16 protein-coding genes are annotated in these 22,664 nt (G+C 66.0%); 5 read left to right on the top strand and 11 right to left on the bottom strand.

Features of this window, described 5'->3' with window-relative positions; genetic code table 11:
- Window positions 1–767 (top strand): DUF2336 domain-containing protein (locus DY468_RS09900; protein ID WP_164604643.1); only part of this gene is annotated, 767 nt, incomplete at its 5' end.
- Window positions 768–786: 19 nt separating this feature from the next.
- On the opposite strand, the gene DY468_RS09895 is transcribed toward DY468_RS09900, so the two are convergent.
- From DY468_RS09895 to DY468_RS09875, 5 genes are all read right to left on the bottom strand, one after another.
- Window positions 787–3,006 (bottom strand): TonB-dependent receptor family protein, encoded by a 2,220-nt coding sequence (locus tag DY468_RS09895; protein ID WP_164604647.1) that lies wholly within the window; start codon window positions 3,004–3,006, stop codon window positions 787–789.
- Between the two features lie 32 nt (window positions 3,007–3,038).
- On the bottom strand, window positions 3,039–5,264 hold the full coding sequence (locus DY468_RS09890) for a TonB-dependent receptor family protein (RefSeq protein ID WP_164604642.1): 2,226 nt from the start codon (window positions 5,262–5,264) through the stop codon (window positions 3,039–3,041).
- A 59-nt stretch (window positions 5,265–5,323) separates the two neighbouring features.
- On the bottom strand, window positions 5,324–5,671 hold the full coding sequence (locus tag DY468_RS09885; protein ID WP_349644264.1) for a DUF2946 family protein: 348 nt from the start codon (window positions 5,669–5,671) through the stop codon (window positions 5,324–5,326).
- A gap of 128 nt (window positions 5,672–5,799) precedes the next feature.
- The gene (locus DY468_RS09880) at window positions 5,800–6,438 is read right to left on the bottom strand and encodes an NrsF family protein (protein WP_164604640.1); all 639 of its coding nucleotides are present in this window, start codon (window positions 6,436–6,438) and stop codon (window positions 5,800–5,802) included.
- Between the two features lie 2 nt (window positions 6,439–6,440).
- Window positions 6,441–6,986 (bottom strand): sigma-70 family RNA polymerase sigma factor, encoded by a 546-nt coding sequence (locus DY468_RS09875; protein WP_164604639.1) that lies wholly within the window; start codon window positions 6,984–6,986, stop codon window positions 6,441–6,443.
- A gap of 222 nt (window positions 6,987–7,208) precedes the next feature.
- Here DY468_RS09875 and DY468_RS09870 point away from each other — a divergent pair, with 222 nt between their 5' ends.
- The 3 genes from DY468_RS09870 to DY468_RS09860 all read left to right on the top strand — a co-directional run bounded on the left by DY468_RS09870 (window position 7,209) and on the right by DY468_RS09860 (window position 10,392).
- Window positions 7,209–7,910 carry a hypothetical protein gene (locus DY468_RS09870; protein ID WP_349644263.1) on the top strand — a complete coding sequence of 234 codons (702 nt, stop codon included), beginning with the start codon at window positions 7,209–7,211 and terminating at the stop codon, window positions 7,908–7,910.
- An 86-nt stretch (window positions 7,911–7,996) separates the two neighbouring features.
- Entirely contained in the window at window positions 7,997–8,776 is a 780-nt protein-coding gene (locus DY468_RS09865; RefSeq protein ID WP_164604638.1) for an enoyl-CoA hydratase, read from the top strand.
- 197 nt (window positions 8,777–8,973) lie between these two features.
- Complete coding sequence (locus tag DY468_RS09860; protein ID WP_164604637.1) at window positions 8,974–10,392, top strand: TolC family outer membrane protein; 1,419 nt, start codon at window positions 8,974–8,976, stop codon at window positions 10,390–10,392.
- Window positions 10,393–10,470: 78 nt separating this feature from the next.
- Here the strand turns inward: DY468_RS09860 and DY468_RS09855 are convergent, their stop codons facing one another.
- The 5 genes from DY468_RS09855 to DY468_RS09835 form a co-directional block, all read right to left on the bottom strand.
- The gene (locus DY468_RS09855; protein ID WP_246700934.1) at window positions 10,471–10,686 is read right to left on the bottom strand and encodes a hypothetical protein; all 216 of its coding nucleotides are present in this window, start codon (window positions 10,684–10,686) and stop codon (window positions 10,471–10,473) included.
- A gap of 241 nt (window positions 10,687–10,927) precedes the next feature.
- Window positions 10,928–14,050 carry an efflux RND transporter permease subunit gene (locus DY468_RS09850; RefSeq protein WP_164604635.1) on the bottom strand — a complete coding sequence of 1,041 codons (3,123 nt, stop codon included), beginning with the start codon at window positions 14,048–14,050 and terminating at the stop codon, window positions 10,928–10,930.
- Between the two features lie 156 nt (window positions 14,051–14,206).
- The gene (locus DY468_RS09845; protein ID WP_164604634.1) at window positions 14,207–15,445 is read right to left on the bottom strand and encodes an efflux RND transporter periplasmic adaptor subunit; all 1,239 of its coding nucleotides are present in this window, start codon (window positions 15,443–15,445) and stop codon (window positions 14,207–14,209) included.
- A 218-nt stretch (window positions 15,446–15,663) separates the two neighbouring features.
- The gene (locus DY468_RS09840) at window positions 15,664–17,061 is read right to left on the bottom strand and encodes a CoA transferase (RefSeq protein WP_164604633.1); all 1,398 of its coding nucleotides are present in this window, start codon (window positions 17,059–17,061) and stop codon (window positions 15,664–15,666) included.
- Window positions 17,062–17,109: 48 nt separating this feature from the next.
- The gene (locus tag DY468_RS09835) at window positions 17,110–18,060 is read right to left on the bottom strand and encodes a LysR family transcriptional regulator (RefSeq protein ID WP_164604632.1); all 951 of its coding nucleotides are present in this window, start codon (window positions 18,058–18,060) and stop codon (window positions 17,110–17,112) included.
- Window positions 18,061–18,140: 80 nt separating this feature from the next.
- Between DY468_RS09835 and DY468_RS09830 the strand changes: the two genes are divergently transcribed.
- Complete coding sequence (locus DY468_RS09830) at window positions 18,141–19,094, top strand: NAD-dependent epimerase/dehydratase family protein (RefSeq protein WP_164604631.1); 954 nt, start codon at window positions 18,141–18,143, stop codon at window positions 19,092–19,094.
- A 4-nt stretch (window positions 19,095–19,098) separates the two neighbouring features.
- Here DY468_RS09830 and DY468_RS09825 read toward each other — a convergent pair whose 3' ends face one another.
- Window positions 19,099–22,641, bottom strand: coding sequence for an error-prone DNA polymerase (locus tag DY468_RS09825; protein WP_164604630.1), 3,543 nt, complete (start codon window positions 22,639–22,641; stop codon window positions 19,099–19,101).
- Between the last annotated feature and the right edge of the window lie 23 nt (window positions 22,642–22,664).

The raw sequence follows: 22,664 nt of genomic DNA, 5'->3' as shown, positions 1-22,664 counted from the left end.
CCAATATGCGCGCCAAGAGCCAGCAGCACATGATGGCGATCTCGACCCGCCGCACCCTCAGCGGCGCCGTCACCGACGTGCTCGTCGAACTCGGCGACCCGGCTGTGGTGCAGAGCACGGTGAAAAACCCGGGTGCCGAATTCTCCGACAACGGCTACAGCACACTGGCGCGGCGCGCCGAGCACGACGACGACCTCGCGGACGCGCTCGGCCAGCGCACCATTCCCCGTGCGCAATACCTGAAGATGATCGCGATCGCCTCGGCGACGGTCCGCAGCAAACTGGAAGCCGTCAATCCGCAGGCTTCGGCCGACATCGAGACGGCGGTGCGGGAGGCGAGCCGGCTGGCGCGCTCCGCCACCAGCGGCATCAACCGACAGACAAGCATCGCCCACGGTCTGGTCCGTTCGTTGTTCGAAGAAGGACGCATCGACGCCGCCGAAGTCCACAACTTCGCCACGCAACGTAAATTCGACGAGACAAATCAGGCGATCGCCTGCCTCGCCAACATCACGGTCGAAACCGCCGAAGCCATGATGGTGGAGTCCCGCGACGAGGGCGTATTGATCCTCGCCAAGATCTGCAACCTGACGTGGGACACGGTGCGCGAGATCATCTACATGCGCGACGAGATCAACGGAACAAGATCGCCGGATCTCGAGGAATGCCGCGAAACCTACGAGCGGCTGCGCCCTTCGACCGCCCAGCAGGTCCTGCGTTTCCACCGCATGCAGCAAGCCGCCGCAGCGGCACCGTCGGCTGCCTGAGCAGCCGGCGGCATCACGCTCACAGCCGGTAGCGCAGACCGCCGAACACCACGCGCCCCATCCCCGGATTGAACAGTGCCGATGCAGCCGTGGCGGTTTCGACCGCGATCGCGGTCGAAATGTAGCGCTTGTCGAGCAGATTGCGTCCCTCGATGTAGCCGGACCAGCCGGTGCCGCGGTCGTAGCCGAGCTTGAAGTTCACGAGCGCGTAGGGATCGACCGTCAGCGTGTTGGCGTTGTCGGCATAGAACGCCTGCGGCATCCATTCGACGTTCGGGCCGGCGTAGAAGCCGCTGGCATGCTTGTAGAGCACCTCGGCCCGAACATAGTGCGCGGGCACTGCCGGCAAACGATTGTTTCCCCAGGTGGCGTCACTATCGAACCGGAAGTCACTATAGGTGTAGGCGACGTTGAACCAGAACCGGTCCTCCGGCGCGAAGGTCGACTTAAGGAACGCGACTCCGAGTCCTGCTTCGATGCCCTGATGCACCGTGCGATCCGCATTGCGGATCGTGCAGGCGCCGAGCGTCGCCGGGCTGGTAAGACACTGGAGCTCGTTGCGGATGTCGGCGCGATACAGCGAGACGTCCCAAGTCAGATCCGGCCGCCGGCCGCGTGTGCCCACCTCATAGGTCGTCACGGTCTGGGCATTGATGTCCGTGCTCGCCGGTGACGCGAAGGTGGTGACGTCGTAGGTCGGAACCTCCGCGCTGCGCGAGATATTGCCGTACACCTGCCAGGCCGCGTCGACATCCCACAAGATGCCGATCTTGGGACTGAACGGGTTGTAGGCACGCCGTCCCGACTGATCGCCGTTCGCCAGGAAGCGGTCCTGCTGATCGCGCACCGCGTGCAGGAATTGGGCGCCGGCGACCAGCGCGACATTGGGCAGGACGTAGAACGAGTTGTCGGCATAGGCCGAGACGTTCTGCGACTTCCACAGGTAAGACGCCGCCATCGGCCCCTTCACCGCCGCACCGACGTTCCAATATTGGTTGATGTCGATGGTGCCGTTCTGGATGTTGACGCCGGTGATCAGGCGGTTGCGGAAGCCACCGATGAAACGGTCGTCGGTGGCGCGGGCGAAGCCGCCATAATCGTGGACGTGGAAGTCCAGCCACTGATAGATCGGGTGCATCACGTGGCGTTCGAGGACGAACGCACCGAAATCGACCGTGGTCTCGTCGAACCGCAAAGTCGTCTTGTTGGCGACGCGCACCGAGTCGATATTGCGCTGCTGGTCCTGCTGCACCCACACCGGATTCGCCGCACGCGGCGAGTTCAGCGCCTGGTCCTTGGTGACCTCACCGGGAATCTGCGCCCGCCAGCGGCTGACATTCAGATAGAACCGGGTCTCCACATCGGGCGAGAACTGATAGCCGACATTGGCATTCAGCCGCTCGGCGTCGGTCTTGCTGTGCTCGCGATAGCCGTCCTCGCGCTGCGCCGACATCGTCATGTACCAATCCGCGGCGCCGGCGACCCCGCCGGTCGCAACCTGCGACTTCAAGTAGCCGAAGCTGCCGCCGTCAACACGTGCCTCGAACTCGGGCGCGTCGCGCCCGGTCGGCATCACGAAGTTGATCGCGCCGCCGAGCGAGTTGGCGCCATAACGCAAGCCGTTCGCGCCCTTGTACACCTCGATATAACGATACGCAGTGGGATCGATCTCGTAGAGGTCGAACAGGCCGTCCGCAGTGTTGATCGGGATGCCGTCCATATACGGGTTGATGCCGCGATTGCCGTAGGCGCGGGACAAGCCCGAGCCGCGGATCGAAATCCGCGCGTCCGGCCCCCAGCGCTGCTGGATCAGTACGCCCGGCACCCAGCCGAGCGCGTCCTTGATGGTGTTGGCCGGCGAATTCTTGAACGCCGTGTCGGGCACCAGCGCAACCCCGCCGGGGACTCGTTGGATTTCCTGGCGTGCCTGCTCAGTGGTCGGCACCGTCAGGCTTGCCGTCGAGCCCGAACCTTGCTGGACTCCCGGACCTGCGGTCGGCCGCGCGGAAGCCGCGCCCCGATTAGCGCTGCGCACTGTGCGACTGCCACCCGACGTGGCACGTGGCTTCGAACGGCCGGCGGAAGGCAGCGCCTGAGCCGGCGCCTGCACCGTCACCGGCGGTAGCGGCTCTCTCGACGTGCTCTGCGCCAGCGCGGAAGCGCCGAACATAGAGACTGACGCGACCGCCGCGGCGGAGGCCAGCAGCACGCGGCGAGACGACGGCAGGATGCACGACATCCTGTGCTTCACGCATGAAATCAACATCCGCGTCACCACCTTGCCTTGAAGCCGGCATAAACCGCGCGGCCGGTGCCGGGTTCGAACAGCGGCGAATTGGCGTTCGCCTTGTCGATGATGCTGGCCGAGGCGATGTAGGTCTTGTCGAGCAAGTTGCGGCCTTCGATGTAGATCGAATACGGCCCGCCATTGTCGATGCCCGCTTTGAGGCCGAGCAGCGCGTAGGGCTCGGTCTGAAGCGTGTTGGCGCTGTCGACGTAGTAGGCCTGCGGCACCCATTCGACGTTCGGGCCCAAATAGAAGCCGTTCGGATTCTTGTAGAGCAGCTCGGCGCGCAGATAGTGCCGCGGCGCGCCGGGCAGCAGGTTGTTGCCGAACTTGGCGTCACCGTCGAAGCGGAAGTCGTTCAGCGTGTAGGCCATGTTGAGCCACAGCCGGTCGGGCGCACCGGCGCGCTCGAACAAATGCTTGAACAGCGTCACGCCGAGGCCGGCTTCGACACCTTGATGTAGGGTGCGGTCGGCGTTGGTGACGTTGCAGTTGCCGAACGCGCTGTAGAGACACAGCAGCTCGTCCTTGATCTCGGCCCGGTACAGGCTGAGATCCCAGGTGACGTCGGGCCGCCGCCCGCGGGTGCCGATCTCGTAGGTGGTGGCGCGCTGCGGCCGGATACTGGTGAACGGGATCGTCGGAATGCCGGGGCCCGACGCACTCTCGCCAAAACTCGGCACCTCGGCGCTACGCGAGACGTTGGCGAAGGCCTGCCAGTTCGGATCGATCTGCCAGAGCAGCCCGCCCTTCGGGCTCCACAGGTTGAACTCGGTAGATCCGGACTGATCACCATCCGACAGGAAGCGATCGCGGCGGTCGCGGGTGGCGTGCAGGAATTGCGTGCCGCCGACCAGCGCGACGTTCTGCAGGAAGTAGAACGAGTCCTCGATGTAGACGCTGGTGTTGGTCGACTTGTCGAGCGACGACGATGCCAGCGCGCCCTTCTGCCCGGCTACGTTGACATACTGCTTGTTGTCGATCCGGCCGTTCAACAGATTGACACCCGCGACCAGGCGATTGCGATAGCCGCCGATGATGCGGTCGTCGGTGACTTTGGCGAAACCGCCGTAGTCCTGGTAGCGATAGTCGAGCCACTGAAAGATCGGATGCATCAGATGGCGGTCGACGCCGAACGCGCCGAAATCGACCACGGTGTTGTCGAACCGGATCGTGGTCTTGTTGGCGAGCCGCACGGTGTCGATGTTGCGCTGCTGATCGAGCGCGATGTTGCCGGCCGCCGCGGTCTGCGGCGAGTTCAGTGCGATGTCCTTGGTGACGGTGCCGGGGATTTTCTGGCGGACGCTGTTGGCGTTGAGATAAAAACGCGTCTCGATATCGGGCGTGATCTGATAGCCGACATTGCCGCTCAGCCGGTACGCCTGACCATCGCTGTGATTGCGGAAGCCGTCCGCGGCTTGCGCCGAAGCCGTGATGTAACCATCCCAGGCGCCGTTGACGCCACCGGCATTGGCTTGCAACCGGCGATAGCCGAACGCGCCGGCATCGACGCTGACGCCGTTGGGGAACGGATCGCGGCCGGTCTTGGTGACGAAATTGATCGCGCCGCCGAGCGAATTGGCACCGTACTGCAGCGCGTTGGCGCCCTTGTACACGGAGACATAGTTGTAGGCGGTCGGGTCGATTTCCTGGAAATCGCCGTAACCGTCCGCGGTGTTGATCGGAATCCCGTCCATGTAGAGCTGCACGCCGCGCAGATGGAAATTGCGCGACAGGCTCGAGCCTCGGATCGACAACCGGGTGTCGTCGCCCCATTTCGGCTGCGCGAACACGCCGGGCACGTAGTCGAGAATGTCCTTGATGGTATTGGCCACCGTCGAGTTGCGATAGGCGTTGGCCGGTACCAGCGCGACGCCGCCCGGCGTTTGCTGGATATCGGCGAGCGCCTGCTGCACCGTGAGTACGGTCAGCGCCGGTCCGCGTGCGATGTCGCTGGCTGCCGGTGCGGCTGACGGCTGCGCGGCGGGCTCGGCACTACGCACGGTGCGGGTCGGCCGCGAGGTCGCGCCGGGCTTCGGACGGGCCGGTGCGGACCGTGCGGCCTGATCCGGCGCCTGCACGGTGACCGGCGGCAGGTTGTTTTCGGAACGGCTTTGCGCCGCGGCTGGAACGACGAAGACACAAGTGGAGACGAGCGCGGTGGCCTGCGCGAGCACACGGCTGCGCAACCGCGGACATGCGGATGACATCAGAAAACTCCGGCGACAGATCGGACGATGAAGCGAACGCGCGCAAGCACGCGTGATCGTCAGATCAGAGCCGGCGGGCCGCGTGGCTGGTAATCGAGCGACGGCTGCAGCGCCACAAACGGCGCGGCGCGCGGCGTCTCGTAACGGATGCTGAAAGCGATCCGGATCGCCAGCGCCGGAGGCAGCAGCGGCGGGGTCGCGCTGACGTGCTGGCCGAGGCACAGCGGACAGCGGATCGGAACCGCCTTGGCCGGCTGGCCGGCATCGCCCGGGGCAGTATCGGCGTCGGTGACGGCGAAGCAGAACTCATGGCCGCTCAGAAGCTGCACCGGCGATTGGCTGGCGAGCAGCGCGCTGGCGAGAACGACATTGAGCACGAGCGCGTAGGCAGCGACCCAAGCCGCCACCACTGCCCTCGCCCGTCGTCGTGAAAACCCGCTCATCCTGCGCCCCTTGGTGTTTTGCTACCATAGGCGCTAGGCGAGTCAAATTCATTCGCAATCAGTTACATCCCGGAGGCGCGGCGGACTTTGCGTCAATAGCGCAGCACCCGCGGCCCCAGCAGCGCGCCGATGCCAGCGACGATTGCGGTCGCGAGCGTGTACCAGGTGGCAACGAATAGCGGTGAATCGTCGACACAATGCGCAGCATACAGCGTACCGGCGAGCCCCGCCGACAGCATGCCGGCAACCGCGCCGACGAGCACCGGGCGCGACGGCGCGCCGCGCCGCAGACCCAGCAGCGCCGCGCCGAGGATCGGCAGCGACAACACCGGAATTGCGCCGAGGCACAGCATCGAATTATGGCCGACCAGCCGCGTCATCGCCGAGGTGCGATGCGGCAGCATCGCTTCGGCTCCGATCGCAAGACCGAGAATCGCGAGCGGGGCCAGCAGCAGCAGGCGCCAGCCTTTCGCTGTCGCCTCCGGGCGCGACAGATGCAGCGCGACGGTGATCGCCGACAGCGACAGCGCCAGCGTCACCACGAATTTCAGATCGAAGAACGGATTGTGCATCGCCTGGGACAAATCGGGGCGTAGCCCGAGCGTCGAGAGCAGCAGCGCCGCCGAGACCGGAAGCGCCACCAACAGCGAGGCGGCCAGCACCTGCCCCACCGGCCGGTAGCGGTCGGCGCCGTCGGCGGCGAGCGCTTGGATCAGGCGATCGGTTTCCATGGTCACACCGTTCTCAGTTTGGCTGCGAGCGCCGACAGGCCGCGATGCAGCGCCACCCGCACTGCGCCCTCGCTCATCGACAGCTTCGCCGCGGTGTCCTTGATCGAGGCACTGTCGACCGCGATCGATTGCAGCACCTCGCGCTGCCGCGCCGGCAACGCTTCGAGATGCTTCGTCACCTCGCTCGCCGGCAGCGTCTCACGCGGCGGTTCGCTCGGCAGGGTCTCGGCGAAATCGTCGATGTCGACGAACACCCGGCGACCGCGGCGGCGCAGGGTGTCGATCAGCTTGTTGCGCGCGATCGCGAGCAACCAGGGTGCAAACGGCGCGGTGCCGTCCCAGGTGTGCCGCTTCAGATGCACGGCGAGCAGAATCTCCTGCACGATGTCCTCGGCCTGATCGACGGGCTGTCCGGCGCGCGCGAGCCCGCGACGAGCCCCCGCGCGCAGCACCGGCGTGACACTTTCGAGGAGGCGCCGGTAGGCGATGCTGTCGCCGGCATTGGCCGACAGCATCAGCTCGGTCCATTCATCGTCACGTCCGCGCACGCACGCTCCCGAAAGACAGTTCGGTTCCGATAGTCGTTCGTTACACCGCACCGCTCCGATCACGCCGTCGTGACCAGACCGGGAGGCAGACGGTGGCCCGGCGAAACTCATAGCATTGTTGTGCCAGCGCCAACCATCTTCCGCATCGTTGCCAAGATGTTGCCGCGGATCAGCAACGATTCCTCATGGTTTGGCCGCGCTGACGCCACCGCGGCGCGCTTTGTGGCCGCCGGGCTGGCAAATGGGGAGAATGTCATGGACATCAAAGCCAGCGGGCGCTCGGCTCTTATCATCGCGGCAGGCTTGACGGTGGGGTTGTGGTGCACAGCACCAGCAACTCCGAGCATGGCGGCGCCGCAGACGGCTGCCAGCGACAGCACCGCCAAACCGTCGCCGAAGAAGAAGGTCGTCCGGCACCGCGCCAAACCAGCCAATGCCAAGCATTCTGCGGCAAAACCCGTGATCAAGTCGCCGGTCGACGAAGACCGCGCCGCCAACACACCGCAGACCGAACCCAAGCCGCTCGCCGACGCCAGCGGCGCGCTGCCGGCCTCCATCGCCAACGCCAACGCCGAAGCTAGCCCGGCCGAGGTTGGTGGCGCCCAGGCCGGCGCAACGGCCGAACCCGCCAAGCAGGCCGAGGCTCCTGCCGCCAACACCCCGAGCACGCCCGAGGTGGTCGCCGCCGATCAGGTCAACGATCTCGACCGCGCCGCGACCGACGCGCCGCAAATGCAGGCTCAGGTTCAGCAGCAGCCCGCGGCCAGCGAAGCCGCCACGGTCGCGCAGGCTCAGCAGCAAGCCCAGACGCAAGCCACTGGACGCGACGATGCCTGGGACAAGGCCTCGTTGATCGGCAAGATCTTCATCGCCGCAGGCGGCCTTCTGACCCTCGCCTCCGCGGCGCGCATGTTCATGGCCTGACGGCGCGAGCGCCCACCCCTTGAAGCCGCGAACGTCAGCGGGCAGATTGCCCGCGGCCGCGGTCGGCCTTCCCGGGGACATGCATCATGAGCACATTCGAATTCATCATCGTCGAGCGTCAGAACGCGGTCGGCATCATCAAGCTCAACCGCCCGAAGATGCTGAATGCGCTGTCGTTCGGCGTGTTCCGCGAGATCGGCGCGGCGGTCGAAGATCTCGAAGCCGACGATGCGATCGGATGCATCCTGATCACCGGCAGCGAGAAGGCGTTCGCCGCCGGCGCCGACATCAAGGAGATGCAGCCGAAGGGCTTCATCGACATGTTCAACGAGGACTTCACCTCGATCGGCGGCGACCGGCTGGCACGCTGCCGCAAGCCGACCGTCGCGGCGGTCGCCGGCTACGCGCTCGGCGGCGGCTGCGAACTGGCGATGATGTGTGACATCATCATCGCCGCCGACAATGCGAAGTTCGGCCAGCCCGAAATCACCCTCGGCACGATTCCGGGCATCGGCGGTACGCAGCGTCTGACCCGCGCGATCGGCAAGTACAAAGCGATGGATCTGTGCCTGACCGGGCGGATGATGGACGCGCAGGAAGCCGAGCGCTCCGGCCTCGTCAGCCGCATCGTGCCGGCCGACAAGCTGATGGAAGAAGCGATCGGCGCGGCCGAGAAGATCGCCACGATGTCGCGCCCGACTGCGGCGATGGCCAAGAGCGCGGTGAACCGTGCGCTGGAAACCACGCTGGCCGAAGGCCTCGCCGTCGAGCGCGACCTGTTCCGCTCGACCTTCGCGCTGGAAGACCGCGCCGAGGGCATGGCGGCGTTCATCGAGAAGCGCAAGCCGAACAATCAGAACCGCTGACAGCAGGCTGACGGATCGCGACTGCGGCGGCCAAAAGCGCGCACGAAGCCGCGCGCCCGATCGTCGCAGCGTTGCCGCATCACAACACCTCGGCAGCCAAGCACAGGCTTTCCCGCCCGCTGATTGCCTCGCGCTGCACCGCGTTCTACAAACGCGCAGGCATCGCGGGGCGGATGTCCAGGAGGGCGCGGGACCGCATGGTTTGGTGGACGAGACTCGTTGGCAGCGCGCAGCGCGCACATCGTTCGGCATGGACCCTCGGGGTCACCGCCGCGATCGGCGTCGCAGCGGCCGGCCCAGTGTCGGCCGAAGGACTATCCGACGCGCTGGTGAAGGCGTACCAGTCCAACCCGCAACTGATCGCCGAGCGCGCCCGCCAGCGCGCCACCGACGAAAACGTCCCGCAGGCGCTCGCCGGCTACCGGCCGCAGCTGATAGCTTCGCTCGGGGCGGGCCTCCAGCAGGTGCGCAACCTGCTCCCCAGCAACACCTTTCAAAGCGATACGCTGAAGCCCTGGACGATCGGCGTCACCGTAACGCAGACGCTGTTCAACGGCTTCCGCACCGCCAACAGCGTGCGCGTCGCCGAACTGCAGGTGAAGTCGGGCCGTGAAGCGCTGCGCAATGTCGGCCAGGGCGTACTGCTCGATGCCGTCACAGCTTATACCAACGTGCTTGCCAATCAGGCCCTGGTCGCGGCGCAGAAGGCCAACGTCGACTTTCTCAGCCAGACCCTCGACATCACCAAGAAGCGGCTGAACGCCGGGGACGTCACCCCGACCGACACCGCCCAGGCCGAAGCCCGGCTCAGCCGCGGCCGCGCCGACCTCAACGCTGCCGAAGTCAATCTCGCCATCAGTCAAGCGACTTACGCGGCGGTGATCGGCAGTGCGCCGGATAGACTCAGCCCGGCCTCCCCGATCGACCGGCTGCTGCCGCGCAGCCGCGAGGATGCGATCGCCCTGGCGGCGAAGGGCAACCCGGCGGTACTGGCGGCGAGCTACGACGTCGACGTCGCCAGCACCACGATCAAGGTGGCAGAAGGTTCGCTGCTGCCGACCGTGACCCTGCAGGGCAGCGCCAGCCGCAGTCGTCAGGCGGATTCGACGCTCGGCACCTACGGCACCGATCAGGCCTCAGTGATCGGCCAGATCAACGCGCCGATCTACGACGGCGGCACCGCGGCCTCGCAGACCCGGCAATCCAAGGAGCTGGCCGCGCAGAGCCGATCGGTGCTCGATCTGGTGCGCAACCAGAGCCGCACCGCTGCGATCGGCGCCTGGGTATCGAACGAGGGTGCCAAGATCGCCGTCAGCGCCGCGGAATCCGAAGTTCGCGCTGCCGAGATAGCGTTGCAGGGCGTCGGCCGCGAAGCACAGGGCGGCCAGCGCACCACCGTCGACGTGCTCAACTCGCAGCAGGACGTGATCCAGGCACGGGCGCGGCTGATCGGCGCGCAGCGCGACCGCGTCGTCGCCTCCTATACTCTGCTCAGCGCAATCGGTCGGCTCGACGTCCAGTCCCTCGGCCTGAACACGCCAGACTATCTGCCGGAAGTGCACTACCACCAGGTCCGCGACGCTTGGCACGGCCTGCGTACCCCGTCGGGGCAGTAAGGCGAAGAGCAACCGCCGCGTAACGCTCCAACAGAGACTTTGAACGGATCGCCGTCGAGCGCGCCGAGGTCCGGAACCTTAAGCTTCCGGCGGCAATGCCAGCATCGGCGAGCGCTGATCGCGCGGCGGAATCGCCGGACTGCCGGTCGCGGTCCTCACCGCAGCGCTGTCGCCGAGCGCGCGCCCCGTCGCGAGGCTGATGAAATGCTGCTGCGAGCACGCCAGACAGAACACCTGCTCGTAGGTCGACCGCTCCCCGCCAACGACTTCGTCAGCGATCCAGGTCTGAGTCATCAGACCGTTCTGAGGACATCGGTAAACCAGGAGCTTGGTCATAGTTGAATGGTGCCACGACCTCGCCTGCCCTCATTGACCCAGGTCAAGCTGCGGCTGTGATCCATCGACGCGCCCCGACGTCACCACACTGTCACAAACTAACGAACGCAGTTATCGCGTATTTTCAACACGATCTCGCCACACCCGGAAAACTCCTACTCGCGTTACTACGAGGGAGCGCGAATGGCCGGCGCGCCGATTAGTTGGCGCGCCGCCGGGAGAAGTACGAGATCAGAACCGGCAGCGTGATGAGAATCACCCCTGGCGCCATCATCATGCCGGTAACCACCACGATCGCGAGCGGCTTCTGCACCTGCGAGCCGATGCCAGTCGACATCGCCGCCGGCAGCAGGCCAACACCGGCGATCACGCAGGTCATCAACACCGGCCGCAATTGCAGCTCACCCGTGCGGATCACCGCGCGGACCCGATCGAGTCCCTGGTCGATGAGCTGATTGTACTGCGACAGGATGATGATGCCATCCATCACCGCGATGCCGAACAGCGCGATGAAGCCGATCGCCGCCGAGACACTGAACGGGATGCCGCTGACGAGCAGCCCCATCACACCGCCGAAGATCGCCATCGGGATCACGCTCATCGCCAACAGCGTGTCGATCAACGAACCGAAGTTGAAGAACAGCAGCACGCCGATCAGCGCGAGGCTGATGGGAACCACGATCGACAGCCGCTTGATGGCGTCCTGCAGATTGCCGAATTCGCCGACCCATTCCATCCGCGATCCCGGCGGCAACTGCACCTGCGCAGCAACCTTCTCCTGCGCCTCCTGGATCGCGCTGCCGAGATCGCGCCCGCGCACCGAGAACTTGATCGGCAGATAGCGTTCCTGATCCTCGCGATAGATGTAGGCGGCGCCGGAGACGAGCTGGATATCGGCGAGCTCGCTGAGCGGAATCTGGGTGATGCCGTTCGGCCCCTGCACGCCGATCCGTAGATTGTGGATCGCCTCGGCGCTCTTGCGATATTCCGGTGCCAGGCGGACGATGATCGGAAAATGCCGGTCGCTGCCGGGCTCGTACAGATCGCCGGCGCTGTCGCCGCCGATCGCTACGCGGATCGTGGCGTTGATGTCACCGGGCGTCAGCCCGTAGCGCGCGGCGCGTTCCCGGTTGACGTCGATCTGGATCGTCGGCTGGCCGAGCGAAGTGAACACCGCCAGATCCTTCACGCCGTCCACGGTCGCCAGCACCGCCTTGATCTGGTTGGCGGTCTCGGTGAGCGCCTTGAGATCGTTGCCGTACAGCTTGATTGAGTTCTCACCCTTCACGCCGGACACCGCCTCGGAAACGTTGTCCTGCAGATACTGCGAGAAGTTGAACTCGACGCCGGGGAATTTCGCCTGCAGTTGCTTCAGCATCCGCGCGGTGAGCTCGTCCTTGTCGTGACTGCCCGGCCATTGCGAGGCCGGCTTCAGCGGCGCGAAGAACTCGGCATTGAAGAAGCCGGCGGCGTCGGTGCCGTCGTCGGGGCGGCCGTGCTGCGACACCACCGACTCGACCTCCGGGAAGCTGGCGATCAGCTTGCGCATGTCGTTGACGTAGCCGTTGCCCTCGGTGAGCGAAATCGTCGGCGGCAACGTCGCGCGGATCCAGAGATTGCCTTCCTCCAGCTTGGGCAGGAATTCGAGCCCGAGGAAGCGGGTGGCGATCACCGTGGTCAGCACCAGCCCCACCGCGCCGGCCATCACCAGCGGACGGCTCTTCATCGCCCAGCCGAGCCACGGCATGTACAGCTTGTGCAGCATCCGCATCAGCCAGGTCTCGGTTTCCTTGACATGATGCGGCAGGATGATGGCGCTGAGCGCCGGCGTCACCGTGAAGGTCGCCAGCAGGCCGCCGGCGAGCGCATAAGCGTAGGTCCGCGCCATCGGGCCGAAGATATTGCCCTCGACGCCGGACAACGTGAACAGCGGCAGGAACGCCGCAATGATGATCGCCGCGGCGAAGAAGATCGAACGCGACACGTCGGCGGCGGCCGAGCGGATCGCGTGTTTCTTCATCCCCATGATGGTCTCGGCCGAGATCTCGTTGCGCTCCTCCGGTGACAGCACCGTGGAGTGCGACAGCCGCCTGAAGATCGCCTCGACCATGATCACCGTGGCGTCGACGATCAGACCGAAATCGATCGCACCGACCGACAACAGGTTGGCGGATTCGCCGCGCAGCACCAGGATGATCACCGCGAAGAACAGCGCGAACGGAATCGTCGCGCCGACGATCAGGGCGCTGCGCAGATCGCCGAGGAACACCCATTGCAGCAGCACGATCAGCAAAATGCCGACCACCATGTTGTGCAGCACGGTGTGGGTGGTGGTGTCGATCAGATCCTTGCGGTCGTAGATCCGCTCGATCCGCACGCCGGGCGGCAACACACCGGAGGCGTTGATCTTGGCGACCGCCTCCTCGACCCGCGCGATCGTCGGCGAACTCTGCTCGCCGCGCCGCATCAACACGATGCCCTGGACGATGTCGTCGTCGTTGTTGATGCCGGCGATGCCGAGCCGCGGCTTCTCGCCGACGCTGACCTTGGCGACGTCCTTGACCAGCACCGGATTACCACCATTCGAGGAAATCATGGTGTTGGACAGATCGTCGATCGAGCGGATCAGCCCGACGCCGCGCACCACCGCCGATTGCGCGCCGATATCGACGGTGTTGCCGCCGACATTGATGTTGGAATTGGAGACGGCCTGCAGCACCTGCGGCAGCGTCAGGCCGTAGGCGATCAGCTTGTTGAAATCGACCTGGACCTCGTAGGTCTTGGTCTTGCCGCCCCAGCCGGTAACGTCGATCACGCCGGGCACGGCGCGGAAGCGGCGCTGCAACACCCAGTCCTGCAGCGTCTTCAGATCGAGCACGCTGTAGCCGGGCGGACCGACCAGCCGATAGCGGAAGATCTCACCGATCGGGCTGAGCGGCGAGATGCCGGGCTGGGCGTTGCCCGGCAGCGCCGGCAGCTGCGACAACCGGTTGAGCACCTGCTGCAGCGCCTGCTCGTAGGTGTAGTCGAACGAGAACTGCAGTTTGACGTCGGACAGGCCGTAGAGCGAGATCGTCCGGATCGTCTTCAGGTTCTTGATGCCGGAGACCTGGGTTTCGATCGGGATGGTGATGTAGCGCTCGATTTCTTCGGCCGACAGCCCTGGGCTCTGGGTCACGATGTCGACCATCGGCGGGGTCGGATCGGGATAGGCTTCGATATTGAGATGTTCGAACGCCGCCACCCCGCCGGCGAGCACCAGCACGAACAGGGCGAGCATCAGGAAACGGCGGTTGACCGCGAATTCGACGAGGCGGCCCATGGACCGGACCTTTCAAGGGAGGCCGAGGCTGCGAAACGCGGGTCCGGCGGGTGTGTCGATCATCGGCGCGGGCGGTTCGAACGAACGGTGCGGCGACGGGCAGAAGGAAGCCGCGCCGGCAGCAGAACTGCACGGCGCGGAAGGTCGGAGCGCAAGTTATCCGGTCGCGGCGCGATCGATGAACAGGCTGCCCTTGGTCACGACTTTCTCGCCCGGCCGCAGATTGCCGATCACCTCGACGAGATTGCCGGCCGACAGGCCGGGCTTCACGGTGCGCAGCTCGATCGAGCGGTCGTCATGGGCGACCCACACCCGCACCTGATCGCCTTCGTAGATCAGCGCCTGGCGCGGCACGCCGACGGCCGGATGATCCGACGGCGAGTAGATCGTGACATTGGCGAACATTTCCGGCTTCAGCAGACCGCCGGGATTATCGATGGTGGCACGCACCGTCAGCCGGCGGCTGGTCGGATCGATCGCGGCGGCGACGTAGTCGATCCGGCCGGTCAGCGTGCGGCCGGGCAGCGCCAGCACCTTGAAGCTGACATCCTGACCTTCCTCAACGTCGGCAGCTTCGCTCTCGCGCACGAAGGCGGTGAGCCACACCGTCGACAGATCGCCGATCATGTAGACCGGATCGCTGGCGCCAGCGTTGACGTATTGGCCTGGACCGACCTTGCGCTGCACCACGGTGCCGGCGATCGGCGCCACGATAGTGGTCTCCGGGTTGATTTTGCCCTTGTCCTGGAATGCCGAGATCGCAGCCTCGCTGAGGCCGACGATCCGCAGCCGGTTGCGCGCGGCTTCGAGCGCAGTGGTCGCGGACTGGAAATCGTTCTGGGCGCTGACCAGCGTCGCCTGCGCCTGCTGATAATCCTTCAGCGGCACCGCCTTGCCTTCGAACAGATCGCGAGCGCGCTTGTCCTGAAGCTGCGCCAGATCGAGCTGCGACTTCGCTTTGTTGAGCGCGGTCGAGGCGGTGATGAAATCGTTCTGCGCCTGCACCGTGTCCGGCGCCTCGATGGTGAACAGCGGCTGGCCCTTGGCGACGTGGTCGCCGGGACGCGCCAGCAGTTTGGTCACCCGGCCCGCATAGGGCGAAAACACCGGGGTGGCGCGGTCCTCGTCGATCGCGATCTTGCCTTCGGTGACGTGCTCGGCGCGGAAGCTGCGGTCGCTCACCGGCTCGATCGTGAGACTCGCCCATTCGGCCGGCGTCGGGGTGTAGCGGTCGGCACTGCGGCGCGACTGGCTGGAAACATCGGTGTGGCCGCGCCCGGGCTGCTCGAGCTTAGCCAGTTCGTAACCGCCCACGGCAACGACGGCCGCCAAGCAACCAGCAGCGATCCACCAAGTGCGCCGAAGACGCAGATTTCGAAGAAAATTTTCGCGCATGCCCTGCCTGAGCTCCGGCTTGATCGCCGCGTTGCCTCCCTGACGGCTGATAATGCCCGAATCGTGGCCAGCGCAAAGTGAAAACGGCAAAAATGCGCTTAGCAGCGAATGATGACACCAGCGCGTCAGCCGCCGACCGAGACGCGCGTCTCGGTCGGCAGCCTTACGAATTCCATCCTGAACGGCACATTAACCGGTGGAACAGGCAGCCGGAGGCCTTAACCACGGGGTGGCCAGACCGCCGGATCGGTCCCCAGCGGCACTGCTGGGCGGGCCCAGACGGCCGGCGTGGCGCTGAGAACCGCAGAATGGCGGACCGACCGCAGCGTGCCGAAGCCGGAATCGACCACGTCGAAATACGGTACCGCCGTCGCTGAGCTGATCTCGGGTGTACCCAGACCGTGCGGTAGCCGCCCCATCTCCCACAGCCAGTTCCCGGTACGGGCCAGCGACACCTCGACATGCCAGCTGCCGCCCTCGCGGGCCTGGCGAGCCTTGGCGACCATCGCGCCGAACGCCATCAGATAGCCGGTGGCGTGGTCGAGGATCTGCATCGGCAATTCCTTCGGCCCGCTGACGCCTGCCGCCTGCCCTTCGGCATGGTTGAAGCCGGTGGCGCATTGCACCAAGGAGTCGAAACCGCGCCGCTCCGCCCACGGCCCGGAGCGTCCGTAGGCGGACAGCGACACGTAGACGATGCCGGGATTGAGCGCGGCGGCTTCCTCCGGAGAGAAACCGAGCGCCGCGAGCGCGTGCGGACGATAGCCCTGGCTGACGATGTCGGCCTCGCTCAGCAATTCACGCAAGGCGGCGTGGCCCTCTGGCGTGGTGAGATCGGCAAAGCTCGACAGCTTGCCGCGGCCGGTGTCGATGACCAGCCACGGGATCGACGGCAGCTTCGGACTTGATACCAGCATCACGTCGGCACCATGCGCCGCCAGCGTGCGACCGGCCACGGGCCCGGCGATCACACGCGACAGATCGAGCACGCGTAAGCCTGCGAGCGGTCGATTGCCCGCAGGCCACGGCTTCGGCGCCGCATCGCCAATCTTGCTGATCTCCACCAGCGGCAACGCATCGAGCACCGCGGCTTGCGGCAGCGTCTGCCATTCCTCGCGCAAGCGCATCAGCGCCACCACGCCGCCGGGCACATAAGCAGCGCTCTCGAACGCTTCGCCCTCCCACTGCAGCAGCGCGGCCTGCACCGCGTCGCGAACCGGCTCGCAGGCCAGCACCCTGCAGACCGCATCACGATGATGCGGAAAGTTGGTGTGCAGCCGGACATAGCGGCCGCCCTTCACCTGATACACGCCGGCGAGCGGATCCCAAGCGGGCGGCGGCGGCTCGTCGTTCCTGCGCAAATAGCGTTCGGAGCGGCACTCGATCGCGGCGTGGCGCATGTCGACGCTGACGCCCTGCGCCTGCCCGCTCCGCATCGCCCAGATCTCGGCCGCCGCCAACCCGCTCGCCGCAATCGCCACCTGCGCCGCAGCGTCGACGCGAAACGACGACGGCAACTGCGGCTCGTCGCCGGTCAGCGTCACGCGCTCCAGCGCGGCGGGGTCGGCGCCGACGGAGGCCCAGAGATCAGCAAGCAGGTCGCGGGGAGATTGCATGCGCCGTCCTCCCGGCCCCATCGGAGCCGTCTTGGTAACGGTGCGCCGTCAAGTCGTTCGACGCGCCGCGCGTTGACGACGCTCCGCATAAGCCGGTCCGGCAACCTCCCGCAAGAGGCCGCGAAACCAGACCAGCAGCGGATCAGCATTGCGCAAATGCGACCACACCAGCGTCATCGGCAACTCGACCTTGGCGAACGGCGGCGGCTTGACGATCAGATCGAACGCGCCGGCAAAGCGGCGCGCCAGCGCAAGAGAGATCGTCGTCACCATATCGGTCGCGGCGACGGCCGCCAGTGCCGCGATAAAATGCGGCGTGACCAGCGCGACGCGGCGGCTCACCCCCGCGGCTGCCAGGATTCCATCGAGCTCCGAGCGGCCGTCATCGAGCAGCGCGATGCCGACATGGTCGACGTCGGCGTAGTCGCCGATCCGCCAAATGCGGTTGGCTCTCGGATGGCCGCGCCGCATCACCAGCGCGAGGCGGTCGTCGGCGATCGGCATACTAACAGCGCCGGGCGGCAGATCGGTGGTGGCCAAAGCAAACGCGAAATCCAGCGAGCCGCTCTCCATCCGCTCACGCAGATCCGCACGATAGGGCTCGAAGCGCAGATCGATGCCGGGTGCCTCGCGGGCCAGCCGCGCCATCAACAGCGGCGCCAGCAGCACGGTCTGGTTGTCGGACGCGGCGATGCGGATGGTGCGCTGTTCGGTGGCCGGGTCGAACCGGCGCTCGCGAAACAGCTCCTTGAGATCTGCGACGGCCACGCTCAGGCGCGGCACCAGGGCCTGAGCCTTCGGTGTCAGCACTAGGCCGTGATGGCCGCGGACCAGCAGCGGATCGCCGAGCAGAATGCGCAAACGCGACAGCGCGCGGCTCATCGCCGGCTGGCTCAGGCCGACCTCCTGCGCCGCGTGGGTGACGTTGCGCCGGCGCAGCAGCGCTTCGAGTGCCGGCAGCAGGTTGAGGTCGAGCCCGGATAAATTCACTTCGTGCATGGTGAAGATATAAACAATGCATTTTTGTCATGCAACGCGCGCGCGTAGTCTCCCGGCATCGACGTTGAAAGGACATGACCATGACGCCAGAAATCGTCGTTCTCGGCTACGGCCCGGTCGGCCGCGCCACGAGCGGATTGCTCACCACCAAAGACGTCGCGGTGCGGGTGGCACAACGATCCCGGCCCGCCGATCTGCCGCGCGGCGCTGTGTTTCAAGCTTGCGACGTACTCGATCCCGCATCGGTCGCAAGTGCCGTCGCGGGCGCCAGGCAGATCGTCGTCGCGATCGGCTTTCCGTATGTCGGGGAGGTTTGGCGCGCCTCGTGGCCGGCAGCGATGCAGAACGTGCTGGCGGCAGCCGCTGCGGCGAACGCACGAATGGTGTTCGTCGACAATCTGTATATGTACGGCCCGCAGCACGAGCCGCTGCGCGAGGACATGCCGCTGACCGACAGCGGCGTGAAACCCGCGGTGCGGGCCGCCATTACGCGGCTGTGGACGGCGGCGAGCGCCGCCGGCCAGGTGCGCGTCGCGGCGCTGCGGGCGCCCGACTTCTACGGGCCGGGCGTCGGGCTGTCGCATCTCGGCGATCTCGCATTCGGCGCACTCGCCAAGGGCAAGCGCGCGATGCTGATCGCACCGCCCGACACGCCGCACGACTTCGCTTACGTACCGGATATCGCACGCGCGGTCGCGACTTTGCTCGACGCCCCGGACGACGCCTTCGGACAGGCCTGGCACATGCCGAGCGCACCGATCCGCACCCCGCGGCAGATCCTCGAACTCGGCGCCCGGGCGCTCGGCACGCCCGCGCGGATCGCGTCGCTGCCGCAATGGCTGCTGCCGGTGGTCGGAACGGTCTCGCCGATGCTGCGGGAGATGACCGAGATGCGGTTCCTGTGGGATCGTCCGTACCGCGTCGATGCGCGGAAATTCACCAGCCGGTTTTGGTCGGACGTCACGCCGTTCGAGATCGGCGCTGCAGCGACCGCGTTGTCGTTCCGCGAACGGGCCGCTTCGCTGGCGGCGTGATCGCTTAGTGAAAATCCCGTGACGGCGGCAGGATGCGGACGTCGCGGGGGTGGCGATGGCGTTGGGCGGGGGCGTCGGGCGTGTCGCGGCGGTCGCCGTTGAGGGCTTCGTAGCCGCGCTTCTCAGAGGTCAGTTGCTCGTAGAAGTCGGCGCCGTCCGGCAGCGCCGGGCGAACCAGACCTTCGGCGAGCCGGCCCATCTCATGGCTGCGATCGATCAGGCGTTCGGCGACGAGATGCACCACGCCTTCAGGGCTCGCCTGCACCCTGCCCTCGACCAGCACCAGCCGGGCGCCCATCACCTCTTTGCGAAATTTCTCCATGATGGCCGGCCACACCACGATGTTGGCGATGCCGGTCTCGTCCTCGATGGTCATGAAGATCACCCCATTGGCACTGCCCGGCCGCTGCCGCACCAGCACGACGCCGGCGCAGCGCAGCCAGCGGCCGCTCGCGCGCTGCTTGGACTGCGACACCTCTCGGCATGTCACGACCCGCTCGGCGGCGAACAGCGCGCGCAGAAATTCCATCGGGTGGCCCTTCAGGGACAGCCGCACCGTCTGATAATCGGCGACGACGTGCTCGGCCATCGGCATCAAAGGCAGCGGCGCGGCGCGCTCGTCGTCCTGCTCGCGGGCGTGCGCGGCTTCGAACAATGGCAGCGGCACATCGTCGGGCAGCCGCCGCACCGCCCACAGCGCGGCACGGCGATCGAGCCCGAGCGAGCGGAACGCGTCGGAGTCGGCGAGCAGGATCAGCGCGCGCTTCGGCAGCGCGGTGATGCGGGCGAACTGTTCGAGCGAGGTGAACGCCCCTCTCGCCCGCGCCGCGACGATGCGTGCCGCCCAGTCGTCGCTCGGCGCTTCACCAGCTTCCAGGCGCACCCGCTCCTCGTCCGGATCGGCCCAGCGGAAGCCGTCGATCATCCGGAAGCCGAGCCGCACCGCGTGATACTTGCCGGCTGGTTCTTCGAGCGTGCATTGGCCTTCGCTGAACGAGACATCGACCGGCCGCACCTCGACCTTGTTGGCGCGCGCATCACCGACGATCTGCGCCGGCGCGTAGAACCCCATCGGCTGCGAGTTAAGCAATGCGCAGCAGAACGCGTCGGGATGCACGTGCTTGAGCCATGACGACGCATAGACCAATTGAGCGAAACTGGCGGCGTGGCTCTCAGGAAAGCCATAAGAGCCGAAGCCCTTGATCTGCTCGAAACAGTTTTGCGCAAACGCACGCTCGTAGCCGCGCGCCACCATGTTCTCGACCATCATCGACTCGAACTTGCCGATGGTGCCGACATTGCGAAACGTTGCCATCGCGCGGCGCAGGCCGTTGGCCTGTTCGGGCGTGAACTTGGCCGCCTCGATGGCGATGCGCATCGCCTGTTCCTGAAACAGCGGGACGCCGAGCGTCTTGTGCAGCACCTTGCGGAGTTCGTCCTTGTCGCCGTGCTGCGGCGATGGCGACGGATAAGAGACGTCTTCCTGCTTGTTACGCCGGCGCAGATAAGGGTGCACCATGTCGCCCTGGATCGGGCCGGGCCGCACGATCGCGACTTCGATGACGAGATCGTAGAATATGCGCGGCTTCAGCCGCGGCAGCATGTTCATCTGCGCCCGGCTCTCGACCTGGAACACGCCGAGCGACTCGCCGCGGCACAGCATGTCGTAAACTGCCGGCACCCCGCGCGGCAGGCTGGCGAGCGTCCAGCGTTCGCGCTTGTGTGCGTCAATCAGGTCGAAGCATTTGCGGATGCAGGTCAGCATGCCGAGCGCCAGCACGTCGACCTTCATCATCTTCAGGGTGTCGATGTCGTCCTTGTCCCACTCGATGAAGGTGCGATCCGCCATCGCGGCGTTGCCGACCGGCACGTAACTATCGAGCCGATCCTGGGTCAGCACGTAACCGCCGACGTGCTGCGACAGATGCCGCGGAAATTCGATCAGCTCGGTGGCGAGTTCCACCGCGAGCGCGATCATCGGATTGGCCGGATCGAGCCCGGCCTGCTTGACCTGCATGTCGTTGAGGCCCTTGCCCCAGCTGCCCCACACCGTATCGGCCAGCGCCGCGGTGACGTCCTCGGTCAGCCCCAGCGCCTTGCCGACGTCGCGGATCGCCGAGCGCGGCCGATAGTGAATGACGGTGGCGACGATCGCGGCGCGGTGGCGGCCGTAGCGGCGATAAACGTATTGCATCACCTCCTCGCGCCGGACGTGCTCGAAGTCGACGTCGATATCAGGCGGCTCCAGCCGCTCCTTGGAGATGAAACGCTCGAACAAGAGGTCGACCTCGGCCGGGTTAACCGCGGTGACGCCGAGCACGTAGCACACAGCCGAGTTCGCCGCCGAGCCGCGGCCCTGGCACAGGATGTTCTGCGAGCGCGCGAACTGCACGATGTCGTGCACGGTGAGGAAGTAGTGCGCGTAGCGCAGCTTGCGGATCAGCCGCAGCTCCTTGTGCAGCACCTTCTTGGTACGCGGCGAAATCCCCTTGGGGAACGCTTTATGCGCACCGGCCCAGGTCAGATCCTCGAGATGACGCTGCGCGGTTTTGCCCGGTGGCACGGGTTCGTCTGGATATTGATATTTGAGCTGATCGAGCGAGAAATCGATCCGCTCGGCGAAGCGCAGCGTCTCGGCGATGGCATCGGGATCATGGCGAAACAGCCGCGCCATCTCGGCGGCGGGCTTCAAGTGCCGCTCGGCATTGGCTTCCAGCCGGCGCCCGGCTTTATCGATCGTGGTCTTCTCGCGCACGCAGGTCAGCACATCCTGCAGCGCCCGCCGCCGCGGATGGTGATACAGCACGTCGTTGGTGGCGATGCACGGCACCTTGGCGATAGCCGCGATACGGCGCAGCCGATCGAGCCGCCGCTTGTCGTCGCCGCGATAATACGGTGCCAGGCCGAGCCAGACGGCGCCGGCGTTGAGCGCGGCGAGACGATCCAATGCGGTGGCGATCGTCTTGGTTTGGAAGCGATAGGATGGCATCACCACCAGCAAGATCTGAGAGTTACTGGCCATACATTTCCCACCGTCATGCCCGGGCTTGACCCGGGCATCCACGGACACCAGCACGGCCTTGCTTAAAGACGTGGATGGCCGGGACGAGCCCGGCCATGACGGCGTTGGAAACTGATGGATAGAGGCGGAAGGCTGAGGGGTTGACCTCGCAGGCTCGTGGATGAACTCCTCCAAATCCCCAAACGTCAGATGGCACTCGCCTTTCTCCGCACGCAGCTTGCCGGTGCTGAGCAGGCGGCAGAGGCGGCCGTAGGCGGCGCGGTCGGTCGGATAGGCGAGAGTGTCCGGCGTGCCGTCGACAAAGCACAGCCGCGCGCCGATCAGCAGCTTCGGTTTATGGACGAGGTCTTTATTGTCGAGCTCGCTATAAGCACGGACCACGCCGGCCAGCGTGTTGCGGTCGGCGATCCCGATGGCGTCGAGCCTGAGCCGGCTCGCTTCATGGACATAGTCCTGCGGATGCGAGCCGCCTTCGAGGAACGAGAAATTAGTGGTGAGGCCGATCTCGGCGTAGCGCGGTGTCATGCGATCCGCCTTGGATTCTTGAA

This window comes from Rhodopseudomonas sp. BR0M22 (assembly GCF_010907035.1).
In the GTDB taxonomy this organism is placed as follows: Bacteria; Pseudomonadota; Alphaproteobacteria; order Rhizobiales; family Xanthobacteraceae; genus Rhodopseudomonas.
The sequence above is the reverse complement of the archived record's forward strand: the minus strand, read 5'-3'. Positions and strand labels throughout refer to the sequence as shown.

Coding starts and splice junctions, on each gene's coding strand:
- DY468_RS09895 (WP_164604647.1), bottom strand. CDS start 3,006: ATGTCGTGCATCCTGCCGTCGTCTCGCCGCGTGCTGCTGGCCTCCGCC.
- DY468_RS09890 (WP_164604642.1), bottom strand. CDS start 5,264: ATGTCATCCGCATGTCCGCGGTTGCGCAGCCGTGTGCTCGCGCAGGCC.
- DY468_RS09880 (WP_164604640.1), bottom strand. CDS start 6,438: ATGGAAACCGATCGCCTGATCCAAGCGCTCGCCGCCGACGGCGCCGAC.
- DY468_RS09865 (WP_164604638.1), top strand. CDS start 7,997: ATGAGCACATTCGAATTCATCATCGTCGAGCGTCAGAACGCGGTCGGC.
- DY468_RS09860 (WP_164604637.1), top strand. CDS start 8,974: ATGGTTTGGTGGACGAGACTCGTTGGCAGCGCGCAGCGCGCACATCGT.
- DY468_RS09855 (WP_246700934.1), bottom strand. CDS start 10,686: ATGACTCAGACCTGGATCGCTGACGAAGTCGTTGGCGGGGAGCGGTCG.
- DY468_RS09850 (WP_164604635.1), bottom strand. CDS start 14,050: ATGGGCCGCCTCGTCGAATTCGCGGTCAACCGCCGTTTCCTGATGCTC.
- DY468_RS09845 (WP_164604634.1), bottom strand. CDS start 15,445: ATGCGCGAAAATTTTCTTCGAAATCTGCGTCTTCGGCGCACTTGGTGG.
- DY468_RS09840 (WP_164604633.1), bottom strand. CDS start 17,061: ATGCAATCTCCCCGCGACCTGCTTGCTGATCTCTGGGCCTCCGTCGGC.
- DY468_RS09835 (WP_164604632.1), bottom strand. CDS start 18,060: ATGCACGAAGTGAATTTATCCGGGCTCGACCTCAACCTGCTGCCGGCA.
- DY468_RS09830 (WP_164604631.1), top strand. CDS start 18,141: ATGACGCCAGAAATCGTCGTTCTCGGCTACGGCCCGGTCGGCCGCGCC.
- DY468_RS09825 (WP_164604630.1), bottom strand. CDS start 22,641: ATGACACCGCGCTACGCCGAGATCGGCCTCACCACTAATTTCTCGTTC.